This window comes from Quadrisphaera sp. KR29, assembly GCF_052644995.1.
Genome location: NZ_JBQXXG010000005.1, coordinates 110,745 through 136,658 on the forward strand (window position 1 = coordinate 110,745; position 25,914 = coordinate 136,658).

The 25,914-nt window shown below is 76.0% G+C and carries 25 protein-coding genes; 11 read left to right on the forward strand and 14 right to left on the reverse strand.

Annotated elements, in window-relative coordinates; all coding sequences use genetic code 11:
* Positions 1-15 precede the first annotated feature (15 nt).
* Together fabI and fabG are read right to left on the reverse strand one after the other, a co-directional pair.
* Positions 16-795, reverse strand: a complete 780-nt coding sequence (gene fabI, locus ACUN9U_RS06300; protein WP_445484074.1) for an enoyl-ACP reductase FabI — start codon at positions 793-795, stop codon at positions 16-18.
* The gene (fabG, locus tag ACUN9U_RS06305) at positions 795-1,514 is read right to left on the reverse strand and encodes a 3-oxoacyl-ACP reductase FabG (RefSeq protein WP_445484075.1); all 720 of its coding nucleotides are present in this window, start codon (positions 1,512-1,514) and stop codon (positions 795-797) included. Before fabG ends, fabI begins: the two co-directional genes overlap by 1 nt.
* Before the next feature lie 135 nt (positions 1,515-1,649).
* Between fabG and ACUN9U_RS06310 the strand changes: the two genes are divergently transcribed.
* The 3 genes from ACUN9U_RS06310 to ACUN9U_RS06320 all read left to right on the forward strand — a co-directional run bounded on the left by ACUN9U_RS06310 (position 1,650) and on the right by ACUN9U_RS06320 (position 3,787).
* Complete coding sequence (locus ACUN9U_RS06310; protein WP_445484076.1) at positions 1,650-2,156, forward strand: DUF3099 domain-containing protein; 507 nt, start codon at positions 1,650-1,652, stop codon at positions 2,154-2,156.
* A 329-nt stretch (positions 2,157-2,485) separates the two neighbouring features.
* Positions 2,486-2,731 carry an acetone carboxylase gene (locus ACUN9U_RS06315; RefSeq protein WP_445484077.1) on the forward strand — a complete coding sequence of 82 codons (246 nt, stop codon included), beginning with the start codon at positions 2,486-2,488 and terminating at the stop codon, positions 2,729-2,731.
* A 144-nt stretch (positions 2,732-2,875) separates the two neighbouring features.
* Positions 2,876-3,787 (forward strand): SURF1 family cytochrome oxidase biogenesis protein, encoded by a 912-nt coding sequence (locus tag ACUN9U_RS06320; protein ID WP_445484078.1) that lies wholly within the window; start codon positions 2,876-2,878, stop codon positions 3,785-3,787.
* Positions 3,788-3,803: 16 nt separating this feature from the next.
* On the opposite strand, the gene ACUN9U_RS06325 is transcribed toward ACUN9U_RS06320, so the two are convergent.
* The 3 genes from ACUN9U_RS06325 to abc-f all read right to left on the reverse strand — a co-directional run bounded on the left by ACUN9U_RS06325 (position 3,804) and on the right by abc-f (position 7,910).
* Positions 3,804-5,681, reverse strand: a complete 1,878-nt coding sequence (locus tag ACUN9U_RS06325; RefSeq protein WP_445484181.1) for an ABC transporter ATP-binding protein — start codon at positions 5,679-5,681, stop codon at positions 3,804-3,806.
* A 155-nt stretch (positions 5,682-5,836) separates the two neighbouring features.
* The gene (locus ACUN9U_RS06330; RefSeq protein ID WP_222710405.1) at positions 5,837-6,061 is read right to left on the reverse strand and encodes a helix-turn-helix domain-containing protein; all 225 of its coding nucleotides are present in this window, start codon (positions 6,059-6,061) and stop codon (positions 5,837-5,839) included.
* Positions 6,062-6,311: 250 nt separating this feature from the next.
* Entirely contained in the window at positions 6,312-7,910 is a 1,599-nt protein-coding gene (abc-f, locus tag ACUN9U_RS06335) for a ribosomal protection-like ABC-F family protein (protein WP_445484079.1), read from the reverse strand.
* A gap of 96 nt (positions 7,911-8,006) precedes the next feature.
* Between abc-f and ACUN9U_RS06340 the strand changes: the two genes are divergently transcribed.
* A complete protein-coding gene (locus ACUN9U_RS06340) occupies positions 8,007-8,621 on the forward strand; it encodes a biotin transporter BioY (RefSeq protein ID WP_445484080.1) in 615 nt (204 codons plus the stop codon).
* Between the two features lie 166 nt (positions 8,622-8,787).
* Here the strand turns inward: ACUN9U_RS06340 and ACUN9U_RS06345 are convergent, their stop codons facing one another.
* The gene (locus ACUN9U_RS06345; protein ID WP_445484081.1) at positions 8,788-9,159 is read right to left on the reverse strand and encodes a hypothetical protein; all 372 of its coding nucleotides are present in this window, start codon (positions 9,157-9,159) and stop codon (positions 8,788-8,790) included.
* 136 nt (positions 9,160-9,295) lie between these two features.
* Here ACUN9U_RS06345 and ACUN9U_RS06350 point away from each other — a divergent pair, with 136 nt between their 5' ends.
* The gene (locus ACUN9U_RS06350) at positions 9,296-10,216 is read left to right on the forward strand and encodes a S41 family peptidase (RefSeq protein WP_445484082.1); all 921 of its coding nucleotides are present in this window, start codon (positions 9,296-9,298) and stop codon (positions 10,214-10,216) included.
* A 15-nt stretch (positions 10,217-10,231) separates the two neighbouring features.
* Here ACUN9U_RS06350 and ACUN9U_RS06355 read toward each other — a convergent pair whose 3' ends face one another.
* From ACUN9U_RS06355 to ACUN9U_RS06385, 7 genes are all read right to left on the reverse strand, one after another.
* Complete coding sequence (locus ACUN9U_RS06355) at positions 10,232-10,951, reverse strand: acVLRF1 family peptidyl-tRNA hydrolase (RefSeq protein ID WP_445484083.1); 720 nt, start codon at positions 10,949-10,951, stop codon at positions 10,232-10,234.
* 96 nt (positions 10,952-11,047) lie between these two features.
* A complete protein-coding gene (locus tag ACUN9U_RS06360) occupies positions 11,048-11,362 on the reverse strand; it encodes a metal-sulfur cluster assembly factor (protein ID WP_445484084.1) in 315 nt (104 codons plus the stop codon).
* Positions 11,362-12,141, reverse strand: a complete 780-nt coding sequence (gene sufC, locus ACUN9U_RS06365) for a Fe-S cluster assembly ATPase SufC (RefSeq protein WP_445484085.1) — start codon at positions 12,139-12,141, stop codon at positions 11,362-11,364. Before sufC ends, ACUN9U_RS06360 begins: the two co-directional genes overlap by 1 nt.
* Before the next feature lie 27 nt (positions 12,142-12,168).
* Positions 12,169-12,516: a non-heme iron oxygenase ferredoxin subunit gene (locus tag ACUN9U_RS06370; RefSeq protein ID WP_445484182.1), complete on the reverse strand. Its 348-nt coding sequence runs from the start codon at positions 12,514-12,516 to the stop codon at positions 12,169-12,171.
* Positions 12,517-12,548: 32 nt separating this feature from the next.
* Positions 12,549-13,961, reverse strand: coding sequence for a Fe-S cluster assembly protein SufD (sufD, locus tag ACUN9U_RS06375; RefSeq protein ID WP_445484086.1), 1,413 nt, complete (start codon positions 13,959-13,961; stop codon positions 12,549-12,551).
* Between the two features lie 2 nt (positions 13,962-13,963).
* Complete coding sequence (gene sufB / locus ACUN9U_RS06380; RefSeq protein WP_445484087.1) at positions 13,964-15,412, reverse strand: Fe-S cluster assembly protein SufB; 1,449 nt, start codon at positions 15,410-15,412, stop codon at positions 13,964-13,966.
* Positions 15,409-16,284, reverse strand: a complete 876-nt coding sequence (locus ACUN9U_RS06385; RefSeq protein WP_445484088.1) for a helix-turn-helix transcriptional regulator — start codon at positions 16,282-16,284, stop codon at positions 15,409-15,411. Before ACUN9U_RS06385 ends, sufB begins: the two co-directional genes overlap by 4 nt.
* 136 nt (positions 16,285-16,420) lie before the next feature.
* Here ACUN9U_RS06385 and ACUN9U_RS06390 point away from each other — a divergent pair, with 136 nt between their 5' ends.
* The 3 genes from ACUN9U_RS06390 to ACUN9U_RS06400 all read left to right on the forward strand — a co-directional run bounded on the left by ACUN9U_RS06390 (position 16,421) and on the right by ACUN9U_RS06400 (position 19,257).
* Positions 16,421-17,383, forward strand: coding sequence for an ABC transporter ATP-binding protein (locus ACUN9U_RS06390; protein WP_445484089.1), 963 nt, complete (start codon positions 16,421-16,423; stop codon positions 17,381-17,383).
* The gene (locus ACUN9U_RS06395) at positions 17,380-18,186 is read left to right on the forward strand and encodes an ABC transporter permease (RefSeq protein WP_445484090.1); all 807 of its coding nucleotides are present in this window, start codon (positions 17,380-17,382) and stop codon (positions 18,184-18,186) included. The genes ACUN9U_RS06390 and ACUN9U_RS06395 overlap by 4 nt, the downstream gene beginning before the upstream one ends.
* Before the next feature lie 90 nt (positions 18,187-18,276).
* Positions 18,277-19,257 carry a COX15/CtaA family protein gene (locus tag ACUN9U_RS06400; RefSeq protein WP_445484091.1) on the forward strand — a complete coding sequence of 327 codons (981 nt, stop codon included), beginning with the start codon at positions 18,277-18,279 and terminating at the stop codon, positions 19,255-19,257.
* A gap of 420 nt (positions 19,258-19,677) precedes the next feature.
* On the opposite strand, the gene ACUN9U_RS06405 is transcribed toward ACUN9U_RS06400, so the two are convergent.
* On the reverse strand, positions 19,678-20,622 hold the full coding sequence (locus tag ACUN9U_RS06405; protein WP_445484092.1) for a heme o synthase: 945 nt from the start codon (positions 20,620-20,622) through the stop codon (positions 19,678-19,680).
* 236 nt (positions 20,623-20,858) lie between these two features.
* Here ACUN9U_RS06405 and tkt point away from each other — a divergent pair, with 236 nt between their 5' ends.
* The 3 genes from tkt (at position 20,859) to zwf (ending at position 25,908) form a co-directional block, all read left to right on the forward strand.
* Positions 20,859-23,063 carry a transketolase gene (tkt, locus tag ACUN9U_RS06410; RefSeq protein ID WP_445484093.1) on the forward strand — a complete coding sequence of 735 codons (2,205 nt, stop codon included), beginning with the start codon at positions 20,859-20,861 and terminating at the stop codon, positions 23,061-23,063.
* Positions 23,064-23,165: 102 nt separating this feature from the next.
* Entirely contained in the window at positions 23,166-24,305 is a 1,140-nt protein-coding gene (tal, locus tag ACUN9U_RS06415) for a transaldolase (RefSeq protein ID WP_445484094.1), read from the forward strand.
* A 49-nt stretch (positions 24,306-24,354) separates the two neighbouring features.
* Positions 24,355-25,908 carry a glucose-6-phosphate dehydrogenase gene (zwf, locus tag ACUN9U_RS06420; RefSeq protein ID WP_445484095.1) on the forward strand — a complete coding sequence of 518 codons (1,554 nt, stop codon included), beginning with the start codon at positions 24,355-24,357 and terminating at the stop codon, positions 25,906-25,908.
* Positions 25,909-25,914: the final 6 nt, after the last annotated feature.

A 25,914-nucleotide genomic window follows, 5' to 3' on the forward strand; every position in this document is an offset into this window, starting at 1 on the left:
GGTCGCGGGCGGCCGTCAGGCGCCGACGGCGTGCACGCCGCCGTCGACGTGGACGATCTCGCCGGTGGTCTTGGGGAACCAGTCCGACAGCAGCGCCACGCAGGCCTGCGCCGGGGGCACCGGGTCCTTGACGTCCCACGCCAGCGGCGCCCGCTCGCTCCACACGCTCTCGAAGGCCTCGAAGCCGGGGATGGCCTTGGCGGCGGTCGTGCGCACCGGCCCGGCGGCCACGAGGTTGCAGCGCACGCCCTCGGAGCCCAGCTCCCGGGCGAGGTAGCGGCTGACGGACTCGAAGGCGGCCTTGGCCACGCCCATCCAGCCGTAGACCGGCCAGGCCAGGGAGGCGTCGAAGGTCAGGCCGACGACGCCGGCGCCGGGGGCCAGCAGCGGCCGGCAGGCCACCACGAGGGACTGCAGGCTGAAGGCGGAGACCTGCAGGGCGGTGGCGACGTCGTTCCACTCGGCGGACAGGAAGCCGTCGCCCATCACCGACTGCGGCGCGAAGCCGATGGAGTGCACGACGCCGTCGAGGCGGGCGTCCTCGCCGAGCTGCTCGGAGATGCGGCCGGCCAGGGCGCCCAGGTCCTCGGCGCTGGAGACGTCCAGCTGGACCACCGGCGCGGGCTGCGGCAGGCGGCGGGCGATGACCTCGGTGATGCGCATCTGCCGGCCGAAGCTGCTGAGCACCACGGTGGCGCCCTGCTCCTGCGCCAGGCGCGCGACGTGGAAGGCCATCGAGGTGTCCGTGAGGACCCCCGTGACCAGCAGGCGCTTGCCCTCGAGAAGTCCAGCCATCAGTGCCCCATCCCCAATCCTCCGTCGACGGGGACGACCGCCCCGCTGATGTACCCGGCGGCGTCGGAGGCCAGGAAGGCCACGACGCCGGCGACCTCCTCGGTCGCCCCGAAGCGACCGGCCGGGATCGCCTTCCGGTAGGCCTCCTGCTGCGCCTCGGGCAGCGCGTCGGTCATCGCCGTGCTGACGTACCCCGGGGCGACGACGTTGGCCGTGATGCCGCGCCCGCCCAGCTCGCGCGTCAGGGAGCGGGCCAGGCCCACCAGCGCCGCCTTGCTCGCGGCGTAGCTCGCCTGCCCCGGGGAGCCGTACAGCCCCACGACGCTGCCGATGAGGACGATGCGCCCGCGCTTGAGGCGGACCATGCCCTTCGCCGCGCGGCGGGCGCAGCGGTGGGCGCCGCCGAGGTTGGTGTCCAGGACGGCCGCGAAGTCGTCGTCGGTGGCGCGCATCAGCAGCGCGTCGCGGGTGGTGCCGGCGTTGGCGACCAGCACCTCGACGGGTCCGTGGGCCTCCTCGGCACGGGTGAAGGCGGCGTCGACGGACGTGGTGTCGGTCACATCCGCCTGCACGGCCAGGGCGCCCGCGGGGACGTCCTCGGGCCGGCCGGTGCGGTAGGTGCCGACCACGCGGTCACCCTGGGCGACGAACGCGGCGGCGACCGCGCGGCCTATCCCCCGGTCAGCCCCCGTCACCAGCACGCTGCGGCCGTCCGGCACGCGCCACCCCCTGCTCCCGGGCCGGCTCGGCCCTCGTGGTCCCGTCTCGCGGCCGGGTGCGCGCTCGGTGTGAGCAGCGCAACGACCGGCTCTCGCCGGCGCACGCTACCGGGCCGCCGGACGTACCGTTGACCCGTGGCTCACTCGCAGACCCAGCGGTCTCAGAGGCGGGGCGCGTCGAGCACGCCGTCGATCACGTCCGTCGGACGCTCCCACCAGCAGGACATCAACTCCCGGATGCTCAAGTACAGCATCACGATGGGCATCCGCGTGCTGTGCTTCGGGCTCATCTTCGTCCTCCCGGGCCCGTGGCGGTGGGTGGCCGCCGTGGGCGCGGTGTTCCTGCCGTACGTGGCCGTGCTCATCGCCAACGCGGGCCGCGAGCGCCTGCCCGTCGCCTGGGGCTCGGGCCGCTCCGTGCGCGACGTCCCCTCCCCGCACCGGGAGCAGACCGCCGCGGAGCCGGCGGCGCTGCGGGCGGTGCAGGTGGTGCGCGGGGAGACCGTCGAGCACCCGCCGCCGGCGGCGCACGGCCTCACCCCCGAGGAGGCGGGCGAGCGCCCGCCCGCAGCGGGCGCCGGCGCCACCAGCGCCGCAGCGCCGGCCTCCCACGACGACGGGCCGCAGGCCCGGGCCAGCTGAGCGCGCCGGCCCGGCGCGCTGCTGGGTCGGGGCGCTGCTGGGTGGGGGCGCTGCTGGGTCGGGGCGCTGCTGGGTCGGGGCGCTGCTGGGTCGGGGCGGCGGTTCCGCCTGCTCCACCGGGGTGGTCTCGGGCCCCGGTGGGCGACCTCGACCAGCTGGTCGTGCACGATCTGCTCGGCGCGACGCGTCCCCCCGCCGGGTCGCGCCGGGCGCCGGGCGGTCCCCCGCCGCCCGGCGCCACCCGCACCGGCCGCCGCGCCGTTCACCCGCGGGCAACCCGGGAGACGCTCGGGGTTCCCTCGGGCGCGACCGGGTGCGAGCATGGGGCCATGGCCCCCGAGCTGCACGAGCCCGCACCGGACCTGGTCTGCAGCGCACGGGGGTGCAGGGCGGGCGCGGCCCACGCCCTGCGGTGGAACAACCCCCGCCTGCACACCCCGGAGCGGCGCAAGACCTGGCTGGCCTGCGACGAGCACCGCGAGGGCCTGTCCGCGCACCTGCAGGTGCGCGGCTTCCTGCGCGAGGTGGAGGCCGTCTCCGCCCAGGCGCCCCTGCAGGCCCAGCGCACCGCCTGAGCGCACCGCCTGAGCGCACCGCCTGAGCGCTGCGCCGGGGCGCCCTGACCGGGCTCCCGCGCGCGCGTCCGACCGGCGTCGGCTGCCTCACACCCCCGTCGCCGACGGCGGCGCCCACCCGGTGGCGCGCCGTACCGTGGGGCGGTGCACCGGCTGCTGCTGCAGCGGCGATGGCTGAGGGCGATCGCCCTCGCCGTCCTGTTCACGCTGGCGTGCCTCGCCCTGGCGCACTGGCAGTGGGAGCGCCGCACCGAGCGGGTCGCGGCCATCGGCCTCGTGCGGGCCAACTACGACCGCGCGCCCACCGCGCTGGCCGACGCGCTCCCCGTCGGGGCCACCGCCCTTCCCGCGCAGCGCACGTGGACCCCGGTCGCCGTCAGCGGCACCTACCTGCCCGCGGCGACCCTGCTGGTGCGCCACCGCCAGCACGCCCAGGACGGCTATGGCTACGAGGTGCTCGTGCCGCTGCGCCTGGACGACGGGCGCGTGCTCGTGGTCGACCGGGGCTGGCTCCCGCCGGACCCCGCCACGGCCGACGCCCCCTCCGCGGTCCCCGCCCCGCCCGCGGGCCGGGTCAGCGCCGTCGTGCGGCTGCGGCCCGCCGAGCCCGTGGACGGGCGCAGCGCACCGCTCGGCCAGGTGCAGGCCGTCGACCTGGCCGGCACGGTCGCCGACGGCGTGCGCTCCGCCGCCGGTGCTGCCACGGCCCAGGCCCTGGTGACCGCCGCCTACGGCGAGCTGGAGCGCGGCAGCGAGGCGCCGGCGCCGTCGTCCTCCCCCGCCGCCGCGGACCGCCCCAGCCAAGACGAGGGGCCGCACCTGGGCTACACCGTCCAGTGGCTCCTGTTCGCGGTGGCCGCGTGGGTGTTCCTGGTGGTCCACCTGCGCCGGGCGGCCTACGAGGCCGACGTCGCCGCGGGCCGCCGCGAGCCGCGCGCGGAGCTGGTGGTGCGCGACCCGGACCGGCCGCCCACCGACGAGGAGGTCGAGGACGCCGCCGTGGAGGCGATGCTCGCGGCCGCCCGGCGCGACGCCGAGCGCCAGATCGGCCGCTGAGGACCGGCGGGCGGCTTCAGGCGGCCAGGGGACCGTCGCTGAACTGCGTGCGGTGCAGGTCGGCGTACAGCCCGCCGCGGGCCACCAGCTCGGCGTGGCGGCCCCGCTCGACCACGCGGCCGCCGTCGACCACGCAGATGAGGTCGGCGGAGCGCACGGTGGACAGCCGGTGGGCGATGACGATGCTCGTGCGCCCCACCAGCGCGGCGTCGAGGGCCTCCTGCACGGCCCGCTCGGACTCGCTGTCGAGGTGGGCGGTGGCCTCGTCCAGGACGACGACGCTGGGCGCGCGCAGCAGCAGCCGCGCCAGCGCCACGCGCTGCTTCTCCCCACCGGACAGGCGGTGCCCCCGCTCGCCCACCACCGTGTCCAGCCCCTGCGGCAGGGCGCGCACCACGCCGTCGGCGCGGGCGGCGGCCAGGGCCTGCCACAGCTCGTCCTCGGAGGCCCCGCGGCGGGCGTACAGCAGGTTGGCGCGCACGGTGTCGTGGAAGAGGTGGGCGTCCTGGCTGACCACGCCCACGCGGCGGCGCAGCTCGGCCTGGGTGGTCTCGCGCACGTCGACCCCGCCCACGCGCACGCTGCCGGAGTCGACGTCGTGCAGGCGGGCGACGAGGGAGGCCAGGGTCGTCTTGCCCGCGCCGCTGCGCCCCACCAGCGCCACCACCTGCCCGGCGCGCACGTGCAGGCTGACGCCGCGCACGACCGGGCGGTCGTCCCCGTCGGCTCCGTCGTCCCCCGCGTCCCCGTCGGCCCCGCGGGCGCCGGCGTCCGGGGCCTGGAGGGAGGCGAGGGTGGTCACGCGGGGGTAGGTGAAGACGACGTCGTCGAGCTCCACGTCGAGCGGGCCCTCTGGCAGCGCGCGCGGCCGGTCGGGGTCGCGCACCGCCGGCGCGAGGTCGAGCACCTCGAAGACGCGCTCGAAGGAGACCAGCGCGGTCATGACGTCGACCTGGACGTTGGCCAGGCCCGTGATGGGGCCGTACAGGCGGGCCAAGAGCGCCGCCAGCGCCACGAGCGAGCCGGTGGTGACCGCGCCGCTGATCGCCAGCCAGCCGCCCACGCCGTAGACCATCGCCGTCGCCAGGGCCGCCAGGGCCGTGAGGCCGGCGAAGAAGACGCGGCTGCTCAGGGCGGTGCGCACCCCGATCTCGCGCACGGCGGCGGCGCGGGCGCGGAACTGGGCGGACTCCTCGGCGTCGTCGCCGTAGGTCTTGACCAGCAGGGCGCCCGCCACGCCGAAGCGCTCGGTCATCCGCTCACCGAGGTCGGCGTTGCGCTGCATCGACTCGCGCCGCAGCGCCGCCAGCCGGCGCCCCACCCGCCGCGCGGGCAGCAGGAAGGCGGGCACCACGACGAGGGCGAGCAGGGTGATCTGCCAGCTGAGCACCAGCATGGCCGTCAGCACCGCCACCAGGGTGACGGCGTTGGAGAGCACCCCGGCGGCGGTGGAGGTGAAGGCCTGCTGGGCGCCGACCACGTCGCTGTTGAGGCGGGAGACCAGCGCACCGGTCTGGCTGCGGGTGAAGAAGCCGATCGACTGGCGCTGCACGTGCTCGAAGACGGCGCTGCGCAGGTCGTAGATGAGGCCCTCGCCGATGCGCGCGGACAGCCAGCGCTGCACCAGGGACAGTCCCGCCTCGGCCAGGGCGATCGCGGCCACGAGCAGGGCCAGCACGACCACCACGGAGCGGTCGCCGGTGCGCACGCCGTCGTCGATGAGGTGGCGCAGCAGCAGCGGGGGGACGGCGACGAGCGCGCCGTCCAGGACCACCAGGGCGGTGAAGACCGCCAGCGCCCGGCGGTGGGGGCGGGCCAGGGCGGCGACGCGCCTCAGCGTGCCCGGCGCCAGCCGGTGCTCCTTGACGGCTCCGTCGCGGCTGAAGGAGCGCATCGCGGCCCAGCCGCTGGTCGCGCTCACGAGGTGGCCGGGAGGGGCTCGGGGGTCTTCACGGGGACATCACCACGAGCAGGAACGACGGGGTGCCGCCCCTGCTTCCCGGACGCGGACCGCCGCGCTGTTCGAGCGGACCGCCTCCGGTGCACGCCTCAGCTCGCCTTGCGCGCCCCCCGCGTCGCCCCGCCGCGGCTGCGGAGGGAGACGTCGCTCTCGGTGAGGATGCGGTGCACGAAGCCGTACGAGCGCCCCGTCTCGGCCGCCAGGGCCCTGATGCTGGCGCCCTGCGCGTACTTGGCCTTGAGGTCGTCGGCGAGCGTGGTGCGCTCGCCTCCGGTGATGCGTGCGCCCTTCTTGATCACTGGGTTGTCGCTCACGGTGTTGCCCTCCTGAGTCGTCCTCGACCAGTCCCCTGCTGGCCGCGCCCCTCCACCGCAGGGTCTCGGCGGTGTCCGGAACGACCATGGTGCCCCCATCGTGCGACGGCGTCGCACCCGGTGCCACCGGCACCGATCTTCCCCTGCCGCGGCGCATCCGACCAGGCGGCACCGCCGAGGGCGCCCAGCGTCCCCCGGACGGCCTCCCAGGCACCGGCCAGCGGGCGCCCAGGGCCGCCCCAGCAGCCGGTCAGGCGAGGGAGACCAGCTCGGCGTAGTCCGGGCTCCACAGGTCCTCCTGGCCGTCGGGCAGCAGGACCACGCGCTCGGGCTCGAGGGCGTGCACGGCGCCCTCGTCGTGGGTCACCAGCACCACCGCGCCCTCGTAGCGGCGCAGCGCGTCGAGGACCTCCTCGCGGCTGGCCGGGTCGAGGTTGTTGGTCGGCTCGTCGAGCAGGAGCACGTTGGCGGCGCTGACCACGAGCATCGCCAGCGCCAGGCGGGTCTTCTCCCCGCCGGACAGGACCCCCGCGGGCTTGTGCACGTCGTCGCCGATGAACAGGAAGGAGCCCAGCACGCTGCGCACGCCGGTGTCGTCGAGGTCCGGGGCCGCCGAGCGCATGTTCTCCAGCACGGTGCGCCCGACGTCGATGGTCTCGTGCTCCTGGGCGTAGTAGCCCAGGCGCAGCCCGTGGCCGGGCACGACCGCGCCGGTGTCGGGGGTCTCGATGCCGGAGAGCAGGCGCAGCAGCGTGGTCTTGCCCGCGCCGTTGAGGCCGAGCACCACCACCTTGCTGCCCTTGTCGATCGCCAGGTCGACGCCGGTGAAGATCTCCAGCGAGCCGTACGACTTCGACAGGTGCTCCGCCGTGAGCGGGGTGCGGCCGCAGGCCGCCGGGGACGGGAAGCGCAGCCGGGCCACCCGGTCGGCCTGGCGCACGTCCTCCAGGCCCGCCACGAGCTTCTCCGCGCGCTTGGCCATGTTCTGCGCCGCGACGGCCTTGGTCGCCTTGGCGCGCATCCTGTCGGCCTGGGCCATGAGGGCGCCGGCCTTCTTCTCGGCGTTGGTCCGCTCGCGCCTGCGGCGCTCCTCGTCGATGCGGCGCTGGTCGAGGTACAGCTTCCAGCCGACGTTGTACAGGTCGAGCTGGGAGCGGTTGGCGTCGAGGTGGAACACCTTGGTGACCACGGCCTCGAGCAGGCCGACGTCGTGGCTGATGACCACCAGGCCGCCGGAGTAGGTCCGCAGGTGGTCGCGCAGCCAGACGATCGAGTCGGCGTCGAGGTGGTTGGTGGGCTCGTCGAGCAGCAGCACCTCGGCGTCGGAGAACAGGATCCGCGCCAGCTCCACGCGGCGCCGCTGCCCACCCGACAGGGTGCCCAGCGGCTGGGCCAGCACGCGCTCGGGCAGGTTGAGGTTGGCGGCGATCCGGTGGGCCTCCGCCTCGGCCCCGTACCCGCCGGCGGCGGTGAAGCGCGCCTCGAGCTTGGCGTAGCGGTCCATGGCCCGGGTGCGGACGGCCGGGTCGTCCCCGGCCATCTCCTCCTCGGCGGCGCGCATCCTGGCGACCACGGCGTCCAGGCCCCGCGCGGAGAGCACCCGGGCGATGGCGGACTGCTCCAGGTCCCCGGTGCGCGGGTCCTGCGGGAGGTAGCCGACCGGCCCGTCGGAGGTCACCGAGCCGCCGGCCGGCTGGGTCTCGCCGGACAGCACGCGGGTGAGGGTGGTCTTGCCGGCCCCGTTGCGGCCCACGAGGCCCACCCTGTCGCCGCGGCCGACGCGGAAGGTGGCTCCTGAGACCAGCAGGCGGGCGCCGGCGCGGAGCTCGACGTCGGTCGCTGTGATCATGTCCTGCCCAGTCTAGTCGCCGCGCGGGTCCCCGTCGGGCGCCGCGGCGCCCCCGCCCCCCTTGGTCGCCCACCGGCCGTCTGCCAGGGTGTCCCCGTGGCCCTCACCGCTGACCTCCCGGGCCGGCTGCCCCGCCGCGCCGTCCTGGCCGACCTCGTCCCCGCCGTCGCCTCCTCCACCCGCGTGCGCGACGCGCTGCTGGTGACCGGCGGCGCGCTGTTCACCGCGCTGCTCGCGCAGGTCGTCGTGCCGCTGGGGTTCACCCCGGTGCCGATCACCGGTCAGACGCTCGCGCTGGTGCTGGTGGCCGCCTCGCTGGGCCCCGTGCGCGGGCTGTCCTCCATGGGGCTGTACGCGGCGCTGGGGGCCGTCGGGCTGCCGTTCTACTCCGAGGCCTCCGGCGGCCTGGACGTGGTGCTCGGCGCCACCGGCGGGTACATCCTCGGCTTCCTGCCCGCGGCCTACCTCATCGGCCTGGCGGCGCGCCACGGCGCCGACCGGCGCTGGTGGCGCGCGGTGCCGCTGTTCGCGGCCGGCCAGCTGGTGGTCTTCGCCGTCGGCGTGCCGTGGCTGGCCCTGGCCACCGGCATGAGCGCCGGGCAGGCCGTCGCGGCGGGCTTCACGCCGTTCCTGCTCGGCGGCCTGGTCAAGGCCGTCATCGCGGGCGTCGCCCTGCCGGGCGCGTGGAAGCTGGCCCACCGCTCCCGCTGACCCGACAGGCCCACCGGCCCACCGGCCCACCGGCCCACCGGCCCACCGGCCCACCGGCCCACCGGCCCACCGGCCCACCGGCCCACGATCATGCAGAAGACCCGCACCCGGGGCCTCCAGGTGCGGGTCTTCTGCATGATCGGGCAGCCCGGGCGAGGTCGGTGCCTCAGGAGCCGCCGTCCCCGCCCTGACCGGCCTGGGCGCACGCCTCCTGCAGCTGGGCCACCTGCCCCTCGTCGGGCCCGCCGTCGCCGAGCAGCTGGTCGGCGCGGGTGACGACGTCGCCCTCCACGCCGGCGGCCTCGGCGGCGCGCACCGCGGCGCGCAGCCGCTGCAGGTCGGCCTCGGACAGCTGGCCGTCCTGCACAGCGCCGCACACCTGGCCCAGCGCCGCGTCGCGGGCCGCCCCGACCGCCGCCGAGCTGGCGCCCTCCCCCGCCGCGGAGGCGATGTCACCGGCGGCGGAGCAGCCCACCAGGGCGAGGGCCAGACCCGCGCCGGCGACGACGGTCATCACGCTGCGTCCTGGGGTGATCACCGTCCCAGGGTGCCAGAGGTGCCCGGCGGCCGGGGGCGCCGCGCCGCCCGCACGGGGAGCGGGGCGTGTTCGCCCTGGGTGGACGGGGCGGTGCGGGAGGCCGCGGCGCCCCTGCCCCAGGTGCCACGCTGCCCCGGTGGCCACCCCCGACCCCGCTGCCGCTGCCGCCACCACCGCTGACGACGGCCCGGCCCTCACCCGGCGCCTGGCCGCGTGGGTGCGGCTGCTGGTCCCCGACGCCCACCGCGCCGAGCGCCTCGCCGGCGACCTCGAGCGGCTCGCGCCGGCCCTGCGCGGCGCGGGCGGTCAGCAGCTGCTCGAGCAGGTGGAGGCCGCCTGCCACCGCACGGCGCGGCACCTGACGCTGCACGCGGAGACCACCCCGGCCCCGCTGACACCGCTGGACGCACCCCCGCCGGGGTGGCCGCCCGCCTCGCCCGCCGACGTCGCGCGCCGCGGCGCCGGGGTCACCCGGGTGGAGCGGCTGGCCGGTGGCACCGGCGTGCTGCGCCTGGACGCCCTGGAGGAGGTGGCGCACGCCGGGGCGGCCCTGCGGGCCGCCGCCGCCCTCCTGGCCGGCGCCGACGCCGTGGTGCTGGACCTGCGGGGCAACGGCGGCGGCGCCGTCTCAGGCCTGGCCGCCGTCGCCGGCTGGCTGCTGGGGCCCCGGCAGGTGGAGGTCCAGCGCGTGCACCGGCGCGACGGGTCGGTGCGGCAGTGGTGGACCGACGGCGAGGCGCTCGGCGCCCCGGTGCCGGCGGGCGTGCCGGTGGCCGTGCTGGTCGGGCTGGGGACGTACTCCAGCGCCGAGGGGCTGGCGCACGTGCTGGCCGCCCACCGCCGGGTGCTGGTGGTGGGCGAGCGCACGCCCGGCGCCGCGGACCACGTCACCCCGGTGCGGGTCGCCCCGCGGGTGACGGCGCTGGTGCCCGAGGCCACGCCCGTCGAGCCCACCACGGGGAGCAGCTGGGAGGGCTCCGGGGTGGTCCCCGACCTCGCGTGCGCGGCCGGTGACGCGCTGGAGGTGGCCCTGGCCGCCCTCGCGGGACGGTCCTGAGCGCCGCCCGTCCGGTCAGGACGGGTCCGGTGCCCGCCCCACCCGCACGCGGACGCAGCGGGCGCGGCGCGCGGCCTCGGCGAGCACGGCGCGGCGCGGGTCGGGCACGTCGAGCAGCGGGCCGTGCGGCAGCCCCCGCAGCGCGGAGGCCACAGGGGCTGGCGCGCCGTCGAGCACGGCGGCGACCAGCTGCCGGTCCCCGCCCGGCACGACCACCTCGGGCAGCAGCGGCCCGGGCAGCGCCGCCGCGCGCCCGAGCACCGCGCCGAGCCCGTCGAGGGCGGCGCCGACCAGGCCGTCGGCCTGGTTGGCCCGCCGCCGCGCGTAGCGCTGCTGGCTCCACCCGCCCGCCGCGGTGCGCGACTGCACGTACCGGGTGCCGTGGGCCCCGTCGAGCAGCACCCCGCCCCGCGCCAGGCCCACGGCCCAGCCCCCGCGCCGCACGAGCAGCACCAGCGCCGTCCGCTCGGCGCCGGCGTGCTCCGCGAGCGCCGCGACGCGCGCGGCGCCACCGTCGTCGTCCGTCATGGCGTCCGCCGTGGCGTCCGTCGTGGCCACCGATGGCGGGGCCAGGGGCGGCCAGGGCACCTCCAGGTCGGCCACCTCGCCGTCGGCGGCGTGCAGCAGCAGCCGCTCCGGCGCCTCCGCGAGGCGCACCGGCCCGTGGGAGGCGGTGAAGCGGGTCACCCAGCCGGTCAGCCGCTCCGGGGCCACCTCGACCAGCCGGCTGCTCACCGCGCCGATCCCGGCGTGGCGCCGGACGTGCAGAACCCCGCCGTGAGGCCCTGGACGGACCCCCTGGCGGGGTTCTGCACGTCGGTCGTCACCGACTCAGACGTTGAAGCCGAGGGCCCGCAGCTGGTCGCGGCCGTCGGGGGTGATCTTCTGCATGTCCCACGGCGGCATCCACACCCAGTTGATGCGGTGGTCGTCCACCACGCCCTCGAGCACCTGCGCCACCTGCTGCTCGATCTCCTCGGTCAGCGGGCACGCCGCCGAGGTGAGCGTCATGTCGATGACGGCGGTGCGCGGCTCCTCCACGGTCAGGCCGTAGACGAGGCCCAGGTCGACCACGTTGATGCCGAGCTCGGGGTCGACGACGTCCTTGAGGGCCTCCTCGACGTCAGCGACGTCGACGTCGGACATCAGGCGCTCACCGTCGCGGCACCGGCCCCGCCGACGAAGCGGTCGTAGCCGTTCTCCTCCAGGTCGTCGGCCAGCTCCGGGCCGCCCTCCTCGGCCACGCGGCCGGCCACGAAGACGTGCACGAAGTCGGGCTTCACGTACCGCAGGATGCGCGTGTAGTGCGTGATGAGCAGCAGACCGGTCTCACCGGTCTCCCGCACGCGGTTCACGCCCTCGGAGACGACGCGCAGCGCGTCGACGTCCAGGCCGGAGTCGGTCTCGTCCAGGACGGCCACCTTGGGCTTGAGCAGCTCCATCTGGAGGATCTCGTGGCGCTTCTTCTCCCCGCCCGAGAAGCCCTCGTTGACGTTGCGCTCGGCGAAGGCGGGGTCCATGCGCAGCGCGTCCATGGCGGTGCGCACGTCCTTGGTCCAGTGGCGCAGCGAGGGCGCCTCGCCGGAGACGGCCGTCTTGGCGGTGCGCAGGAAGTTGGAGACGGTCACGCCCGGCACCTCGACGGGGTACTGCATCGCGAGGAACAGGCCGGCGCGGGCGCGCTCGTCCACGCTCATGGCCAGCACGTCCTCGCCGTCGAGGGTGACGGTGCCGCCGGTGACGGTGTAGCGCGGGTGCCCGGCGATGGAGTACGCCAGCGTGGACTTGCCCGAGCCGTTGGGGCCCATGATCGCGTGGGTCTCGCCGGCGCGGACGGTCAGGTCGACGCCGCGCAGGATCTGCTTGGCGCCGGCGTCGGGGGTCTCCACGGAGACGTGGAGGTCGCGGATCTCCAGGGTGGCCATGCGGTGCTCCTCAGGTCAGCAGGTCTGTCAGGTCTGGTCGGCGGAGGGGCCGATGTCGGTGGTGGCGTCCACGAGCACGTCGTCGCCGTCCACCGCGAGGGCGTAGACGGGCACGGGGTGGACCGCCGGCAGCGCGCTCGGGCGACCGGTGCGCAGGTCGAACGCCGACCCGTGCAGCCAGCACTCGATCATGCAGCCCTCCACGTCGCCCTCGGACAGGGAGACGGCCTGGTGGCTGCAGGTGTCGGAGACGGCGTGCAGGTCGCCGTCCTCGTCGCGCACGACGGCGACGGCCACCGTCCCCTGCGGGGTGGGCACCTCGACGCGCAGCGCCCCCGGGTCGGGGACGTCGTGCACCGAGCAGACGCGCACCATGGCCCCGCTCCCGCCGGCGCCCGTGCCCGCGCTCACAGGCGCGAGCCTGCGAGCTCCGCCTCGACGCCGTCGGCGACGACCGGCAGCTCGCCCGTCCCGGAGGTGCCCTCGGCCATCTCCAGCTCGGCCTCGATGGCGGCCATGAGCTGGTCGGTGACCGAGCGGACGCCGATCTGCTGCAGCACGTCGGCGAAGAAGGCGCGGACCACCATGCGGCGGGCCTGCTCGGTCGGGATGCCGCGGCTGCACAGGTAGAACAGCTGCTCGTCGTCGAACCGGCCGGTGGCGCTGGCGTGGCCGGCACCGACGATCTCGCCGGTCTCGATCTCCAGGTTGGGCACCGAGTCGGCGCGGGCGCCGTCGGTGAGCACGAGGTTGCGGTTCAGCTCGTAGGTGTCGGTGCCCAGCGCGCTCGCGCGGATGAGGACGTCGCCGACCCAGACCGCCCGCGCGGTCTCGCCCTGCAGGGCGCCCTTGTACGTGACGTTGGAGCGGCAGTTGGCCGCCTCGTGGTCGACGAAGGAGCGGTGCTCCAGGTGCTGCCCGGCGTCGGAGAAGTAGACGCCCAGCAGGGTCGCGTCGCCGCCGGGCCCGTCGTAGCGGACGGTGGAGCCCACCCGCACCAGCGAGCCGCCGAGGGTGACCACGACGTGCTTGACGGTGGCGTCGCGCCCGACCAGCAGGTCGTGCTGGGCCAGGTGCACGGCGTCGTCCTCCCACTGGTGCACGCTGACCAGCACGAGGTGGGCTCCCTCCCCGACGAGCACCTCCACGCCGCTGCCGACGTGGCCGGAGCCCGAGTGGTCCAGCACCACGGTGGCGCGGCTGTAGGCACCGGCCTGGACCACCAGGTGGCCCGCCGAGCGCGGGGCGTCGCTGGCGACGCGCACGAGCACCGGCTCGGCCAGGTCGGCCTCGGGGGCGATGGCGACGACGTCGACGGCGCCGGCCGAGGCGGCGTCCGCCCAGGCCACGGCCGCTGCTCGGTCACCGGGCACGAAGCCCTTCCCGCCGCCCTCCGCCGAGCGCCGGTGGGTGACGCCGTCGGCCGCGCTGACCTGGACGTGCAGCCCGCGGGCGCCGGCGCCGGCCGGCTCGAAGAGGTCGCGGGCGCGGTCCACCGGGGTGAAGCGCCACTCCTCCTCGCGCCCGCTCGGCACGGCGAAGTCGGCGACGTCGAAGGACGTGCGCCGCTCGGCGCGGTTGGTGGCCGGCACGCCGGCGCCGTGGCTGTGGGCGTTGAGGCCGTGCTGGGCCGGCGCGGTGCCCACCGGGGAGCCGCCGTCCGGGACCGCCGGGACGTCCTCGCCGTCGGCCGGGGCCGTCAGCGTCGCGGGCGCGCCGCCGGGCAGGTCGAGCGCCAGGTCCTCGCGGCCGGCGTCGAGGCCGTCCAGGCCGAGGTCGGCGTCGGTCTGGGCGGTGGTGCTGTTGGACGTGTCAGCCATGCTCAGCCGACCGCTCCTTCCATCTGCAGCTCGATGAGCCGGTTGAGCTCGAGGGCGTACTCCATGGGCAGCTCGCGCGCGATCGGCTCGATGAACCCGCGCACGATCATCGCCATCGCCTCGTCCTCGGCCATGCCGCGGCTCATGAGGTAGAAGAGCTGGTCCTCGGAGACCTTCGAGACGGTCGCCTCGTGGCCCATGGAGACGTCGTCCTCGCGGACGTCGACGTAGGGGTAGGTGTCCGAGCGGCTGATCGAGTCGACCAGCAGCGCGTCGCAGCGCACCGTCGAGGCCGAGTGGCCGGCGCCCTCGAGGACCTGCACCAGGCCCCGGTAGGAGCTGCGGCCGCCGCCGCGGGCCACCGACTTGGAGATGATCGAGGACGACGTGTGCGGCGCGGCGTGCACCATCTTGGCCCCGGCGTCCTGGTGCTGGCCCTCGCCGGCGAAGGCGATGGACAGCGTCTCGCCCTTGGCGTGCTCGCCCATGAGGAAGATCGCCGGGTACTTCATCGTCACCTTGGAGCCGATGTTGCCGTCGATCCACTCCATGGTGGCGCCCTCGGCGGCGGTGGCCCGCTTGGTCACGAGGTTGTAGACGTTGTTCGACCAGTTCTGGATGGTCGTGTAGCGCACGCGGGCGTTCTTCTTCACGACGATCTCGACCACCGCGGAGTGCAGCGAGTCCGACTTGTAGATCGGCGCGGTGCAGCCCTCGACGTAGTGCACGTAGGAGCCCTCGTCGGCGATGATCAGCGTCCGCTCGAACTGGCCCATGTTCTCGGTGTTGATCCGGAAGTAGGCCTGCAGCGGGATCTCCACGTGCACGCCCGGCGGCACGTAGATGAAGGAGCCGCCCGACCACACGGCCGTGTTGAGCGCGGCGAACTTGTTGTCGCCCGGGGGGATCACCGAGCCGAAGTACTCCTGGAAGAGCTCCGGGTGCTCGCGCAGGCCGGTGTCGGTGTCGAGGAAGATGACGCCCTGGCGCTCGAGCTCCTCGTTGATCTGGTGGTAGACGACCTCGGACTCGTACTGCGCGGCCACGCCGGCCACGAGCCGCTGCTTCTCGGCCTCGGGGATGCCCAGTCGGTCGTAGGTGCTCTTGATGTCGGCCGGCAGCTCGTCCCAGCTGGTGGCCTGCTTCTCGGTCGACTTCACGAAGTACTTGATGTTCTCGAAGTCGATCTCGGACAGGTCGCTGCCCCAGTCCGGCATCGGCTTGCGGCCGAACATCTTCAGCGCCTTCAGGCGCGTGCGCAGCATCCACTCCGGCTCGTCCTTGCGGGCGGAGATGTCGCGCACCACGTCCTCGGACAGGCCGCGGCGCGCCGAGGCGCCGGCGGCGTCGGGGTCGGCCCAGCCGTACTGGTAGGTGCCGAGGCCGGCGAGCTCGGGGTTGCGGGCCTCGATGTCGTTGAGCTCGGTCTGCGGGCTGGTCTCTGTGCTCATGCGCTCCGTCCCTGGGTGGGGTGCGAGGTCTGCGGGGGCTCGGGGGTGGTCGGGCTGGCCTGGCGGGCGGTCGGCGGGCCCGCGGCGGCGGGGTGGGCCGCCGGGGTGCGGGCGGTGGTGACGTGCGTGGTGCAGGCGTGGTGACCTGCGGCCAGGGTGGCCAGCCGGCGCACGGGAGCGCCGATCAGCCGGGCGAAGGCCTCCGTCTCCGCCTCGCACAGCTCCGGGTGGCGCGCCGCCACCGCCTGGACGGGGCAGTGGCCCTGGCACAGCTGCACCGACGCCGGGACCGGCGACGGCGGTGGCACCGCCGAGCCCGCCCGGCCCCTGCGCGGGGACGGCGCCGCCGCGCGGCGCGGCCCGCCGAGCACCGTCCGGGCAGCGTAGCCGTCAGCCGTGAGGGCCTCGGCCAGGGCGCCGGCGCGGGCGGCGGGAGCCGTCCCGGCAGCCTCGACGGCGGCGCGGTGGCGGGCCACCAGCTCCTCGGCGCGCTGGCGCGCGAAGCGCTCCAGCGCCTCCGGGCCGGCCTCGCGCTCCAGGGCGCTGAGGGCGGCGGCGGCCAGGTCGTCGTAGGCGCCGGGGGCCGCCGCGTGGCCGGCCTCGGTGGCCACCCAGCCCCGGGCGGGGCGCCCCGGGCCGCGCCCGGCGGCGCCGGCGACCAGGGGGGCCTGGCGGACCAGCCCGTCGGCGGCGAGCGCGTCGAGGTGGCGGCGCACCGCCGCGGGCGTGACGCCGAGGTCGGCCGCCAGCTGCGCGGCCGTGACCGGCCCGCGGGCCAGCACCGCGCGCGAGACGCGCTCGCGGGTGCTCGCCGCGGACAGCTCCGGCGCTGCCGAGGCGCGCGCGGCGCCCGGGGCGTCGGAGGTGGCCATGCTTTGCACAACACCATGGTGCCCTAATCCCCTTCCCCCGCCGTCCCGGCGATCTCGCGTGAGGACCGTCACGCCGCCCGCGGGGGCCGGGCCGCGGGCCGCGGGCGGCGGCGGCGGGCCGACCTAGACTCCGTGCGTGCAGACCACCCGCGGCCACGGCGCCCCCGCGCTGGTCGCGAGCGGGCTGGTCAAGGCCTACGGCCGCCGCCCCGCGCTGGACGGCCTGTCGCTGACCGCCGAGCGCGGCCGGATCACCGCCGTCCTGGGTCCCAACGGCGCCGGCAAGACCACGCTCGTGGAGTGCTGCACGGGCCTGCGCCGCCCCGACGCGGGCCGCCTGGAGGTGCTCGGGCTCGACCCCCGCCGCGACGGGCGGGCCCTGGCGGCGCGCACCGGGGTGCTCCTGCAGGACGGCGGGCTGCCCGGCGGGGCCCCGGCCATGGCCGTGCTGCGCCTGGTGGCCGCCCAGCACGCCGAGCCCCTCGACGTCGAGGCGCTCGCGCGGCTCCTCGGGCTCGACGGCTTCGGGCGCACCGCGGTGCGGCGGCTGTCCGGCGGGCAGAGGCAGCGGCTGGCGCTGGCGTGCGCCGTCGTCGGCCGCCCCGAGCTGGCCTTCCTCGACGAGCCCAGCACCGGGCTCGACCCGCACGCCCGCGCCGTGGTGTGGGACCTGCTGGAGCAGCTGCGGGCCGCCGGCGCGGCGGTGGTGCTCACCACGCACTCCATGGCCGAGGCCGAGCGGCTGGCCGACGCCGTCGTCGTCGTGCGCGACGGCCGCGCGGTCGCCACCGGCACGGTGGCGCAGCTGACCTCCTCGGGCCCGGAGGTGCTGCGCTTCGGCGCCCCGGCCGGCCTCCCCCTGGAGGCCCTGCGGGCCGCGCTGCCCACGTCGGTGGCCACCGACGAGGCGGCCCCCGGCCGCTACGAGGTGACCGCGCTGCACCCCGGGGCCGTCGACCCGCAGGTCGTGGCCACCGCGGCCTCCTGGTGCGCCGCCCAGGGCGTGCTGCCCCAGGACCTCGCCGTGGGGCGCCGGTCCCTGGAGGAGGTCGTGCTGGAGCTGACCGGCGGCCCCGCCCGGTGGGGCGAGGCCGCGTGAGCGCGGAGGGCACCGCACCCGGGCTGCACCTCGCCCCCGGCGGGGGCCCCGCCCCGGCCGTCCAGCGGGTGCTGGCGCAGGCGCGCTTCGAGGTGGGCGTGCTGCTGCGCAACGGCGAGCAGCTGCTCGTCAGCCTGGTGCTGCCGGCGCTGGCGCTGCTGGTGCTGGCGCGCACGCCGGTGGGCGGCGTCGTCGTCCCCGCCTCGCTGGAGGGCCTGCCGCGCATCGACGTGGTCACCCCGGGCGTGCTGGGGCTGGCGGTGCTGTCCACGGCCTTCACCGGGCAGGCGATCGCCCTCGGCTTCGACCGCCGGTACGGGGTGCTGCGGCTGCTGGCCACCACACCGCTGGGCCGCTCCGGCCTGCTGCTGGGCCGGCTGGTGGCGGTGCTCGTGGTCGAGGCGCTCCAGGTGGTGGTGCTCGGCGCGCTGGCCCTCGCGCTGGGGTGGCGGCCGCTGGCTGCCGGTGCGGTGGTGCTGCCCCTGCTGCTCGTCGTGCTGCTGCTGGGGACTGCCGCGTTCGCGGCCCTGGCGCTGCTGCTGGCCGGCTCCCTGCGCGCCGAGGCGGTGCTGGCGGTGGCCAACCTCGCGTGGGTCCTGCTGGCCGGGGCCGGGCTGCTCGTGCCGCGCGAGGGCGCCGGGGCCGCAGCCCCGCTGCTGGCCGCGCTGCCCTCGGCGGCGCTCGGCGACGCCGCCCGCGCGGCGGTCCTGGACGGCGCCCTGGCGCTGGGCCCGTGCGCGGTCCTGGTGGCCTGGGCGGTGGTCGCGGGCGCCGTCGTCGTGCGCACCTTCCGCTGGAGCTGAGGCGCCGCGCAGCAGGGCTGTGGTGCACGTGACAGCCGCGGGGGCGCTCGGCGTGCGGGGGCGGCCGCCGCGCGCACCTACCCTGGCGGGGTGACCAGCACGACGGCCCGCCCCGGCCCCGCGACGCCCTCGCCGCAGGGGGCTCCCGCCTCCCGCGGTCCCGGCCGCGGCACCCGGGCGGTGCTGGTGGCCAACCTCGTCGCCGAGGTCGGCATCGTCGTCACCGGTGGCCTGGTGCGCCTGACCGGCTCCGGGCTCGGGTGCCCCACCTGGCCGCAGTGCGCACCCGGCTCCTACGTGCCGACGGTGCACCAGGAGGAGGGCTTCCACAAGTACATCGAGTTCGGCAACCGCACCCTCACCTTCCTCGTGCTGGTGCTCGCGGTGGCCGCCCTGGTGGCGGTCTGGCGCCTGCGCGGGCCCGACGGGGCTCCCCGCCGGCGCCTGCGCGCGCTGGCCGCCGTCCCCGTGGTGGGGGTGCTGGCGCAGGCCGTCATCGGCGGCATCACCGTGCTGACGCGCCTGTCCCCCGTCACCGTCTCGGTGCACTTCCTCGTCTCGATGGTGCTCGTCGCCGCCTCCACCCTGCTGCTCCTGCGGGCCTTCGAGGGCGACGGCGCCCCCCGCCCGCTGGTGCACCGGGCCGTGCGGCTCCTCGCCGTGGGCCTGTCCGGCGTGACCGCCGCCGTGCTGGCCGTGGGCACCGTGGTCACCGGCGCGGGCCCGCACTCCGGGGACGCCGAGGAGCCCGCCCGCTACGCCCTCGACCCGCGCACGGTCAGCTGGCTGCACGCCGACCTGGTGCTCCTGCTGGTCGGGCTGCTCATCGGGCTGCTCGTGGCGCTGCACACCTCCCCGGCGCCGGCACTGGCACGGCGCCGCGCCTGGTGGGTGCTCGGCGTGGTGCTGCTGCAGGGCGCCATCGGCTACGTGCAGTACGCCACGGCCCTGCCGGTGCCGCTGGTGGCGCTGCACATGCTCGGGGCGTGCCTGCTCGTGGTCGCGGTGACGGCGCTGTGGACGTCGCTGCGCGAGCGCACCGGCGCCGCACCCGCCCGCGCCGCCGCCTGACCGCCTGACCGCCTGCCCGCCGGGCCGGCAGCCGAGGCTGGTCGACCGCGCCGGCCCCGCTGAGGTCTGGACCGCGGCGCTGGGCCGCGGTGCGCTGATCTTGGCGATCGGTGGCTCTGGAGCGGCCTCCCGAGCCACCGATCGCCAAGATCAGCGCGTCCGGGGAGGCGTCTGCGGGTCCGGCGCCCGCCCGCCCGCGGCGGAGGAGCCCGGACGTGGCCGTCGTCGTCGTCCTGGTCCGTCGCGCGGCGGTGCTGGGTGGATCCGCGCCCGTCCCTGAGTGGCACGGGGTGGCCCCGCACCACTCCTACGAGCACGGGGTGGCCCTGCGCCCACTCCGAGGACGACGGGCGCAGCGACCAGCGGCCGCGGCGCCTGGGGCCGCCCTTCGACGCGCCTCGCGCGCCTCCGGCAGGGCGGTCAGGAGAAGAGCGGCTGCAGCGGGACGACGGCGTCGACGGCGAGCGCGAGGAAGAGCAGCGTGAGGTAGCTGATGGAGGTGTGGAACAGGCGCATGGCGCCGACCTCGTCGGCGGAGGTGACGCGCCTGGCGCGGCGCAGGAGCCCGTGCGACTCGACGAGGAACCAGCCCCCCAGCAGCACCGCGGCCACCGCGTAGACCGGGCCCGTGGGGGCCACCGGCACGAGCAGCAGCGTCGCCGCGACCATGGCCCAGGCGTAGCCGACCACCTGGCGGCCCACGGTGAGCGGGGAGGCCACCACGGGCAGCATCGGCACGCCCACCTCGGCGTAGTCGGCGCGGTACTTGATGGACAGCGGCCAGTAGTGCGGCGGCGTCCACAGGAAGATCACCGCGAAGAGCACCCAGGGGGCCCAGGACAGGCTCCCGGTGACCGCCGACCAGCCGATCAGCACGGGCATGCACCCGGCGGCGCCGCCCCAGACGATGTTCTGGCTGGTGCGGCGCTTGAGCCCGAGCGTGTAGACGACCACGTAGAAGGCGATCGCCAGCGCGGCGAGCAGGGCCGAGAGCCCGTTGACCAGCAGCCCGAGCCACGCCACCGACAGCGCCCCGAGCGCCAGGCCGAAGACCAGCGCCTCCGGCGGGGTGACCACGCCGGTCACCAGCGGGCGCTTGCCCGTGCGGTGCATGCGCATGTCGATGTCGCGGTCGAGGTAGCAGTTCAGCGCGTTCGCGCTCCCCGCCGCGAGGGTGCCGCCCACGAGGGTGGCGCCGAGCAGCCACAGGGGCGGCAGGCCGCGCTGGGCCAGCATCATCGTCGGCACCGTCGTCATGAGGAGCAGCTCGATGATGCGCGGCTTGGTCAGAGCGACGAAGCCGGCCACCCGCTGGCGCCTGGTCCAGCGGGAGCGGGCGCCACGGGCGTCCTCGACGGCGGTCACGGGCGGTCGCGGTCCTTGCTGGAGCAGGGGCCCGAGCACCGGCTCCCGGGCAGGGCGCGGCGGTCCTCAGGGGGCGGACGGGCCCACTGTACGGCCCCACCACCACCCGGGTGGCAGGCCGACGCCTGGCGGCCGGGGCGCCGGTGAGTAGGCTCACAGGGACAGCAGAGCCGCACCACTGGACGACACGCGCGCGGCGGCCCCCTCCCGCGCCGCGCGGAGGGAAGGACAGCTCAGTGACCCAGACGCAGACCAGCGCACCGACGGGCGCCACAGGCCAGCTCACGTGGGACGAGGTCGACCAGCGCGCCGTGGACACGGTGCGCGCCCTCGCCGCCGACGCGGTGCAGAAGGTCGGCAACGGCCACCCCGGCACGGCCATCTCCCTGGCCCCGCTGGCGTACCTGCTCTACCAGAAGCTCCTCCGGCACGACCCGGCCGACACCACGTGGGACGGCCGCGACAGGTTCGTCCTGTCCGCCGGCCACTCGGCGCTGACGCAGTACATCCAGCTCTACCTGGGCGGTTTCGGCCTGGAGCTGGAGGACCTGCAGGCGCTGCGCACGTGGGGCTCCAAGACCCCGGGGCACCCGGAGTACCAGCACACCAAGGGCGTGGAGGTGACCACCGGCCCGCTGGGCCAGGGCGTCGCCAACGCGGTCGGCATGGCGATGGCGGCCCGCCGCGAGCGCGGCCTGCTGGACCCCGACGCCGCCCCCGGTGAGTCGGTCTTCGACCACCACGTGGTCGCCATCGCCTCCGACGGCGACCTGGAGGAGGGGATCTCCGGCGAGGCCAGCTCCCTGGCCGGGACCCAGGAGCTCGGCAACCTCACGGTCGTCTACGACCAGAACTCGATCTCCATCGAGGACCAGACGGACATCGCCTTCACCGAGGACGTCGCCAAGCGGTACGAGGCGTACGGCTGGCACGTGCAGACCGTGGACTGGACCCGCGGCGGCTCCCACGCCGACGGCGAGGGCTACCGCGAGGACGTGCAGGCCCTGTGGGACGCGCTGCAGGCCGCGAGGGCCGAGACGACCCGGCCCAGCTTCGTCGTGCTGCGCACGATCATCGCCTGGCCCACCCCCAAGCTGCAGAACACGGGCAAGTCGCACGGCTCCGCCCTGGGCGACGAGGCCGTCAAGGGCCTCAAGGCGGCCCTCGGGCTCGACCCGGAGAAGACCTTCGCCGTCGACGACGAGGTGCTCGAGCGCACCCGCGGCCTGGCGGCCCGGGCGCAGGAGGTCCGCGGCGGCGCGGACGGCTGGGACGCCCGCTTCGCCGCGTGGCGCGAGGCGAACCCCGAGCGCGCCGCGCTGCTGGACCGCCTGAAGCGCCGCGAGCTCCCGCAGGGCTGGACGGACGCGCTGAAGTCCTTCCCGGCGGGCAAGGACGTCTCCACCCGCAAGGCCTCCGGCGAGGTCCTGTCCGGCCTGGCCGGTGTGCTGCCGGAGCTGTGGGGCGGCTCGGCCGACCTGGCGGAGTCCAACAACACGACCATGGAGGGCGAGCCCTCCTTCCTGCCCAGCTCGCGCCAGACCCCGATGTGGAAGGGCGGCCCCTACGGCCGCACGCTGCACTTCGGCATCCGCGAGCACGCCATGGGCGCGGCCATCAACGGCATCGTGCTCCACGGCGGGACCCGCGCCTACGGGGGCACGTTCCTCACCTTCAGCGACTACATGCGCCCCTCGGTGCGCCTGGCGGCGCTGATGCAGATCCCGTCGATCTTCGTGTGGACGCACGACTCCATCGGCCTGGGCGAGGACGGCCCCACCCACCAGCCGGTCGAGCACGTCTCGGCGCTGCGCCTCATCCCGGGCCTGGCGGTGGTCCGCCCGGCCGACGCCAACGAGACCGCCTACGCGTGGCGCGGGGCGCTGGAGCACACGAAGAGCCCGACCGGCCTGGTGCTGTCCCGGCAGAACCTGCCGGTCTTCGAGCGCGGCGAGGGCGGCTTCGGCGCCGCCGAGGGCACGCTGCGCGGCGGCTACGTGCTGGTCGACGCCGAGGGCGACCTGCAGGTCGTCCTCGTCGCCACCGGCTCGGAGGTCCAGGTGGCCGTGGCCGCCCGCGAGCAGCTGCAGGCCCAGGGCATCGGCACCCGCGTGGTGTCCATGCCGTGCCGGGAGTGGTTCGCCGAGCAGGACGACGCCTACCGCGCCTCCGTGCTGCCCCCCTCGGTGAGGGCGCGGGTCTCCGTGGAGGCCGGCGTGGCCGCCGGGTGGCGCGACGTGGTCGGCGACGCCGGCCGCACCGTCTCCCTGGAGCACTTCGGCGCCTCCGCCGACGGCGCGCGCCTCATGCAGGAGTTCGGCTTCACCGCCGAGAACGTCGTCGAGAAGGCCCACGAGTCCCTGCGGGCCGCGGCCGGCGGCGACAGCCCCGGCTCGGTGAGCGGCTCCTCCTCCCCCACCGGTGGCACCGGCGACCGCTGAGCCACCGCCCCCGGTTCGGGCCGCGCGGCCCGGACCGGGGGCCCGCCCGCCGGTCCGGCGCCGGCCCGCGCCCCCCTCCCCGACAGACCCAGGAGCGTTCCCATGACCAACGCCAACCTCGCCGCCCTCTCGCAGGCCGGCGTCGCGGTGTGGCTCGACGACCTCTCGCGCGAGCTCGTGCAGACCGGCCGCCTGGCCGAGCACGTCGAGCAGCAGAGCGTCGTCGGCGTGACGAGCAACCCGACGATCTTCGCGACGGCGCTCAAGAAGGGCGACCGCTACGAGGAGCAGGTCCGCGAGCTGGCGGCCTCGGGAGCCGACGTCGACGAGGCGGTCTTCCAGATCACCACCCGCGACGTGCGCGAGGCCTGCGACGTGCTGCGCCCGGTGCACGACCGCACCGGCGGCAAGGGCGACGGCCGGGTCTCCCTGGAGGTCGACCCGCGCCTGGCGCGCGACACCCACGGCACCGCCGAGTCGGCCCGCAGGCTCTGGGCCGCGGTGGACCGCCCCAACCTCTACATCAAGATCCCCGCCACGGTGGAGGGCCTGCCGGCCATCACCGCAGCGATCTCCGAGGGCATCAGCGTCAACGTCACGCTCATCTTCTCCCTCGACCGCTACCGGGCGGTGATGAACGCCTTCCTCACCGGCCTGGAGCAGGCCCGCGAGAAGGGCCTGGACCTGACCGGGATCGCCTCGGTCGCCAGCTTCTTCGTCTCGCGCGTCGACACCGCCATCGACCCGCAGCTGGACGCGATCGGCACCGACGAGGCGCGGGCGCTGCGCGGCAAGGCGGCCCTGGCCAACGCCCGCCTGGCCTTCCAGGCCTACGAGGAGGTCTTCTCCTCCCCGCGCTGGCAGGTGCTCGCCGAGGCCGGCGCCCAGGTGCAGCGCCCGCTGTGGGCCTCCACCGGCGTGAAGGACCCGGCCTACCCGGACACCCTCTACGTCTCCGAGCTCGTCACCGACGGCGTGGTCAACACCATGCCGGGCACCACCCTGGAGGCCTTCGCCGACCACGGCGAGGTCACCGGCGACACCGTGCGCGGCACCTACGCCGAGGCCGAGCAGGTCATGGACGGGCTGGAGCGCCTGGGCATCTCCTACACGAAGGTCGTCGAGGACCTCGAGACCGAGGGCGTCGACAAGTTCGAGAAGTCCTGGACCGAGCTGGGCGAGTCCGTCCGCGACGAGCTCGAGCGCGCCGCCGCCCAGGCCGGCGGCAGCGGCGACGAGTGACGAGCCCGTCCCGGCTCGACGGGGTGAGCTCGCCCGTGGTGGTGCCCTGATGTCCCTGCTGCGCCCCGACCTGGGCGAGGGGGTCGCGCAGAACCCGCTGCGCGACCCCCGCGACAAGCGGCTCTCCCGGATCGCCGGCCCCTGCGGCATGGTCATGTTCGGGGTCACGGGCGACCTCGCCCGCAAGAAGCTCATGCCCGCCATCTACGACCTGGCCAACCGCGGGCTGCTGCCGCCGGGGTTCTCCCTGGTCGGCTTCGCCCGCCGCGACTGGGCCGAGCAGGACTTCGGGCGCATCGTCTACGACTCGGTGCGCGAGCACTCCCGCACGCCGTTCCGCGAGGAGGTGTGGGCGCACCTGGCGGAGGGCTTCCGCTTCGTGCCCGGGGAGTTCGGCGACGCCGCGGCGTTCACCCAGCTCGCCGAGGTGGTGCGCGAGCTCGACGCCCAGCGCGGCACCGGGGGCAACCACGCCTTCTACCTGTCCATCCCCCCGGGCGCCTTCCCGCTGGTGTGCCAGCAGCTGGCGGCCTCGGGCCTCACCGACCCCGTGGAGGGCTCCTGGCGCCGGGTGGTCATCGAGAAGCCCTTCGGCCGGGACCTCACCAGCGCGCGCGAGCTCAACGCCGTGGTCGGCAGCGTCTTCCCCCAGGACTCGGTGTTCCGCATCGACCACTACCTGGGCAAGGAGACGGTGCAGAACCTCCTGGCGCTGCGCTTCGCCAACCAGATGTTCGAGCCGCTGTGGAACTCCAACCACGTCGACCACGTGCAGATCACCATGGCCGAGGACATCGGCATCGGCGGCCGCGCCGGCTACTACGACGGCATCGGCGCGGCCCGTGACGTCATCCAGAACCACCTGCTCCAGCTGCTCGCCCTCACGGCCATGGAGGAGCCGGTCTCCTTCGACGCCCGCGACCTGCGCGCGGAGAAGGAGAAGGTGCTCTCCGCGGTGCGCCTGCCGGCCGACCTCGACGCCAACACCGCCCGCGGCCAGTACGCCCCGGGCTGGCAGGGCAGCGAGCCGGTCAAGGGCTACCTGGAGGAGGACGGCATCCCGCCGGACTCCACCACCGAGACCTACGCCGCCGTCACCCTGGAGGTCGACACCCGCCGCTGGGCCGGGGTGCCGTTCTACCTGCGCGCCGGCAAGCGGCTGGGCCGGCGCGTCACCGAGATCGCGGTGGTCTTCAAGAGGGCGCCGCACCTGCCCTTCGAGTCCACCGCCACCGAGGAGCTCGGCCAGAACGCGCTCGTGGTGCGGGTGCAGCCCGACGAGGGCGTCACCCTGCGCTTCGGCTCCAAGGTGCCCGGTACGCAGATGGAGGTCCGCGACGTCACGATGGACTTCGGGTACGGGCACTCCTTCACCGAGTCCTCCCCCGAGGCCTACGAGCGGCTCATCCTCGACGTGCTGCTGGGCGACCCGCCGCTGTTCCCCCGCCACGAGGAGGTCGAGCTGAGCTGGCGCATCCTCGACCCGGTCATCGAGCACTGGGCCGCGCAGGGCCAGCCGCCTCCGTACCCGTCGGGGTCGTGGGGCCCGGAGCAGGCCGCGCAGATGCTCGCGCGCACCGGCAGGACCTGGAGGCGGCCGTGAGGACGG

Excerpts from the sequence above, each read along its gene's own strand:
- fabI (WP_445484074.1), bottom strand. The coding sequence starts at position 795 with ATGGCTGGACTTCTCGAGGGCAAGCGCCTGCTGGTCACGGGGGTCCTC.
- ACUN9U_RS06315 (WP_445484077.1), top strand. The coding sequence starts at position 2,486 with ATGGCCCCCGAGCTGCACGAGCCCGCACCGGACCTGGTCTGCAGCGCA.
- ACUN9U_RS06325 (WP_445484181.1), bottom strand. The coding sequence starts at position 5,681 with ATGCGCTCCTTCAGCCGCGACGGAGCCGTCAAGGAGCACCGGCTGGCG.
- abc-f (WP_445484079.1), bottom strand. The coding sequence starts at position 7,910 with ATGATCACAGCGACCGACGTCGAGCTCCGCGCCGGCGCCCGCCTGCTG.
- ACUN9U_RS06360 (WP_445484084.1), bottom strand. The coding sequence starts at position 11,362 with ATGTCCGACGTCGACGTCGCTGACGTCGAGGAGGCCCTCAAGGACGTC.
- sufC (WP_445484085.1), bottom strand. The coding sequence starts at position 12,141 with ATGGCCACCCTGGAGATCCGCGACCTCCACGTCTCCGTGGAGACCCCC.
- ACUN9U_RS06370 (WP_445484182.1), bottom strand. The coding sequence starts at position 12,516 with ATGGTGCGCGTCTGCTCGGTGCACGACGTCCCCGACCCGGGGGCGCTG.
- sufD (WP_445484086.1), bottom strand. The coding sequence starts at position 13,961 with ATGGCTGACACGTCCAACAGCACCACCGCCCAGACCGACGCCGACCTC.
- sufB (WP_445484087.1), bottom strand. The coding sequence starts at position 15,412 with ATGAGCACAGAGACCAGCCCGCAGACCGAGCTCAACGACATCGAGGCC.
- ACUN9U_RS06385 (WP_445484088.1), bottom strand. The coding sequence starts at position 16,284 with ATGGCCACCTCCGACGCCCCGGGCGCCGCGCGCGCCTCGGCAGCGCCG.
- tal (WP_445484094.1), top strand. The coding sequence starts at position 23,166 with ATGACCAACGCCAACCTCGCCGCCCTCTCGCAGGCCGGCGTCGCGGTG.
- zwf (WP_445484095.1), top strand. The coding sequence starts at position 24,355 with ATGTCCCTGCTGCGCCCCGACCTGGGCGAGGGGGTCGCGCAGAACCCG.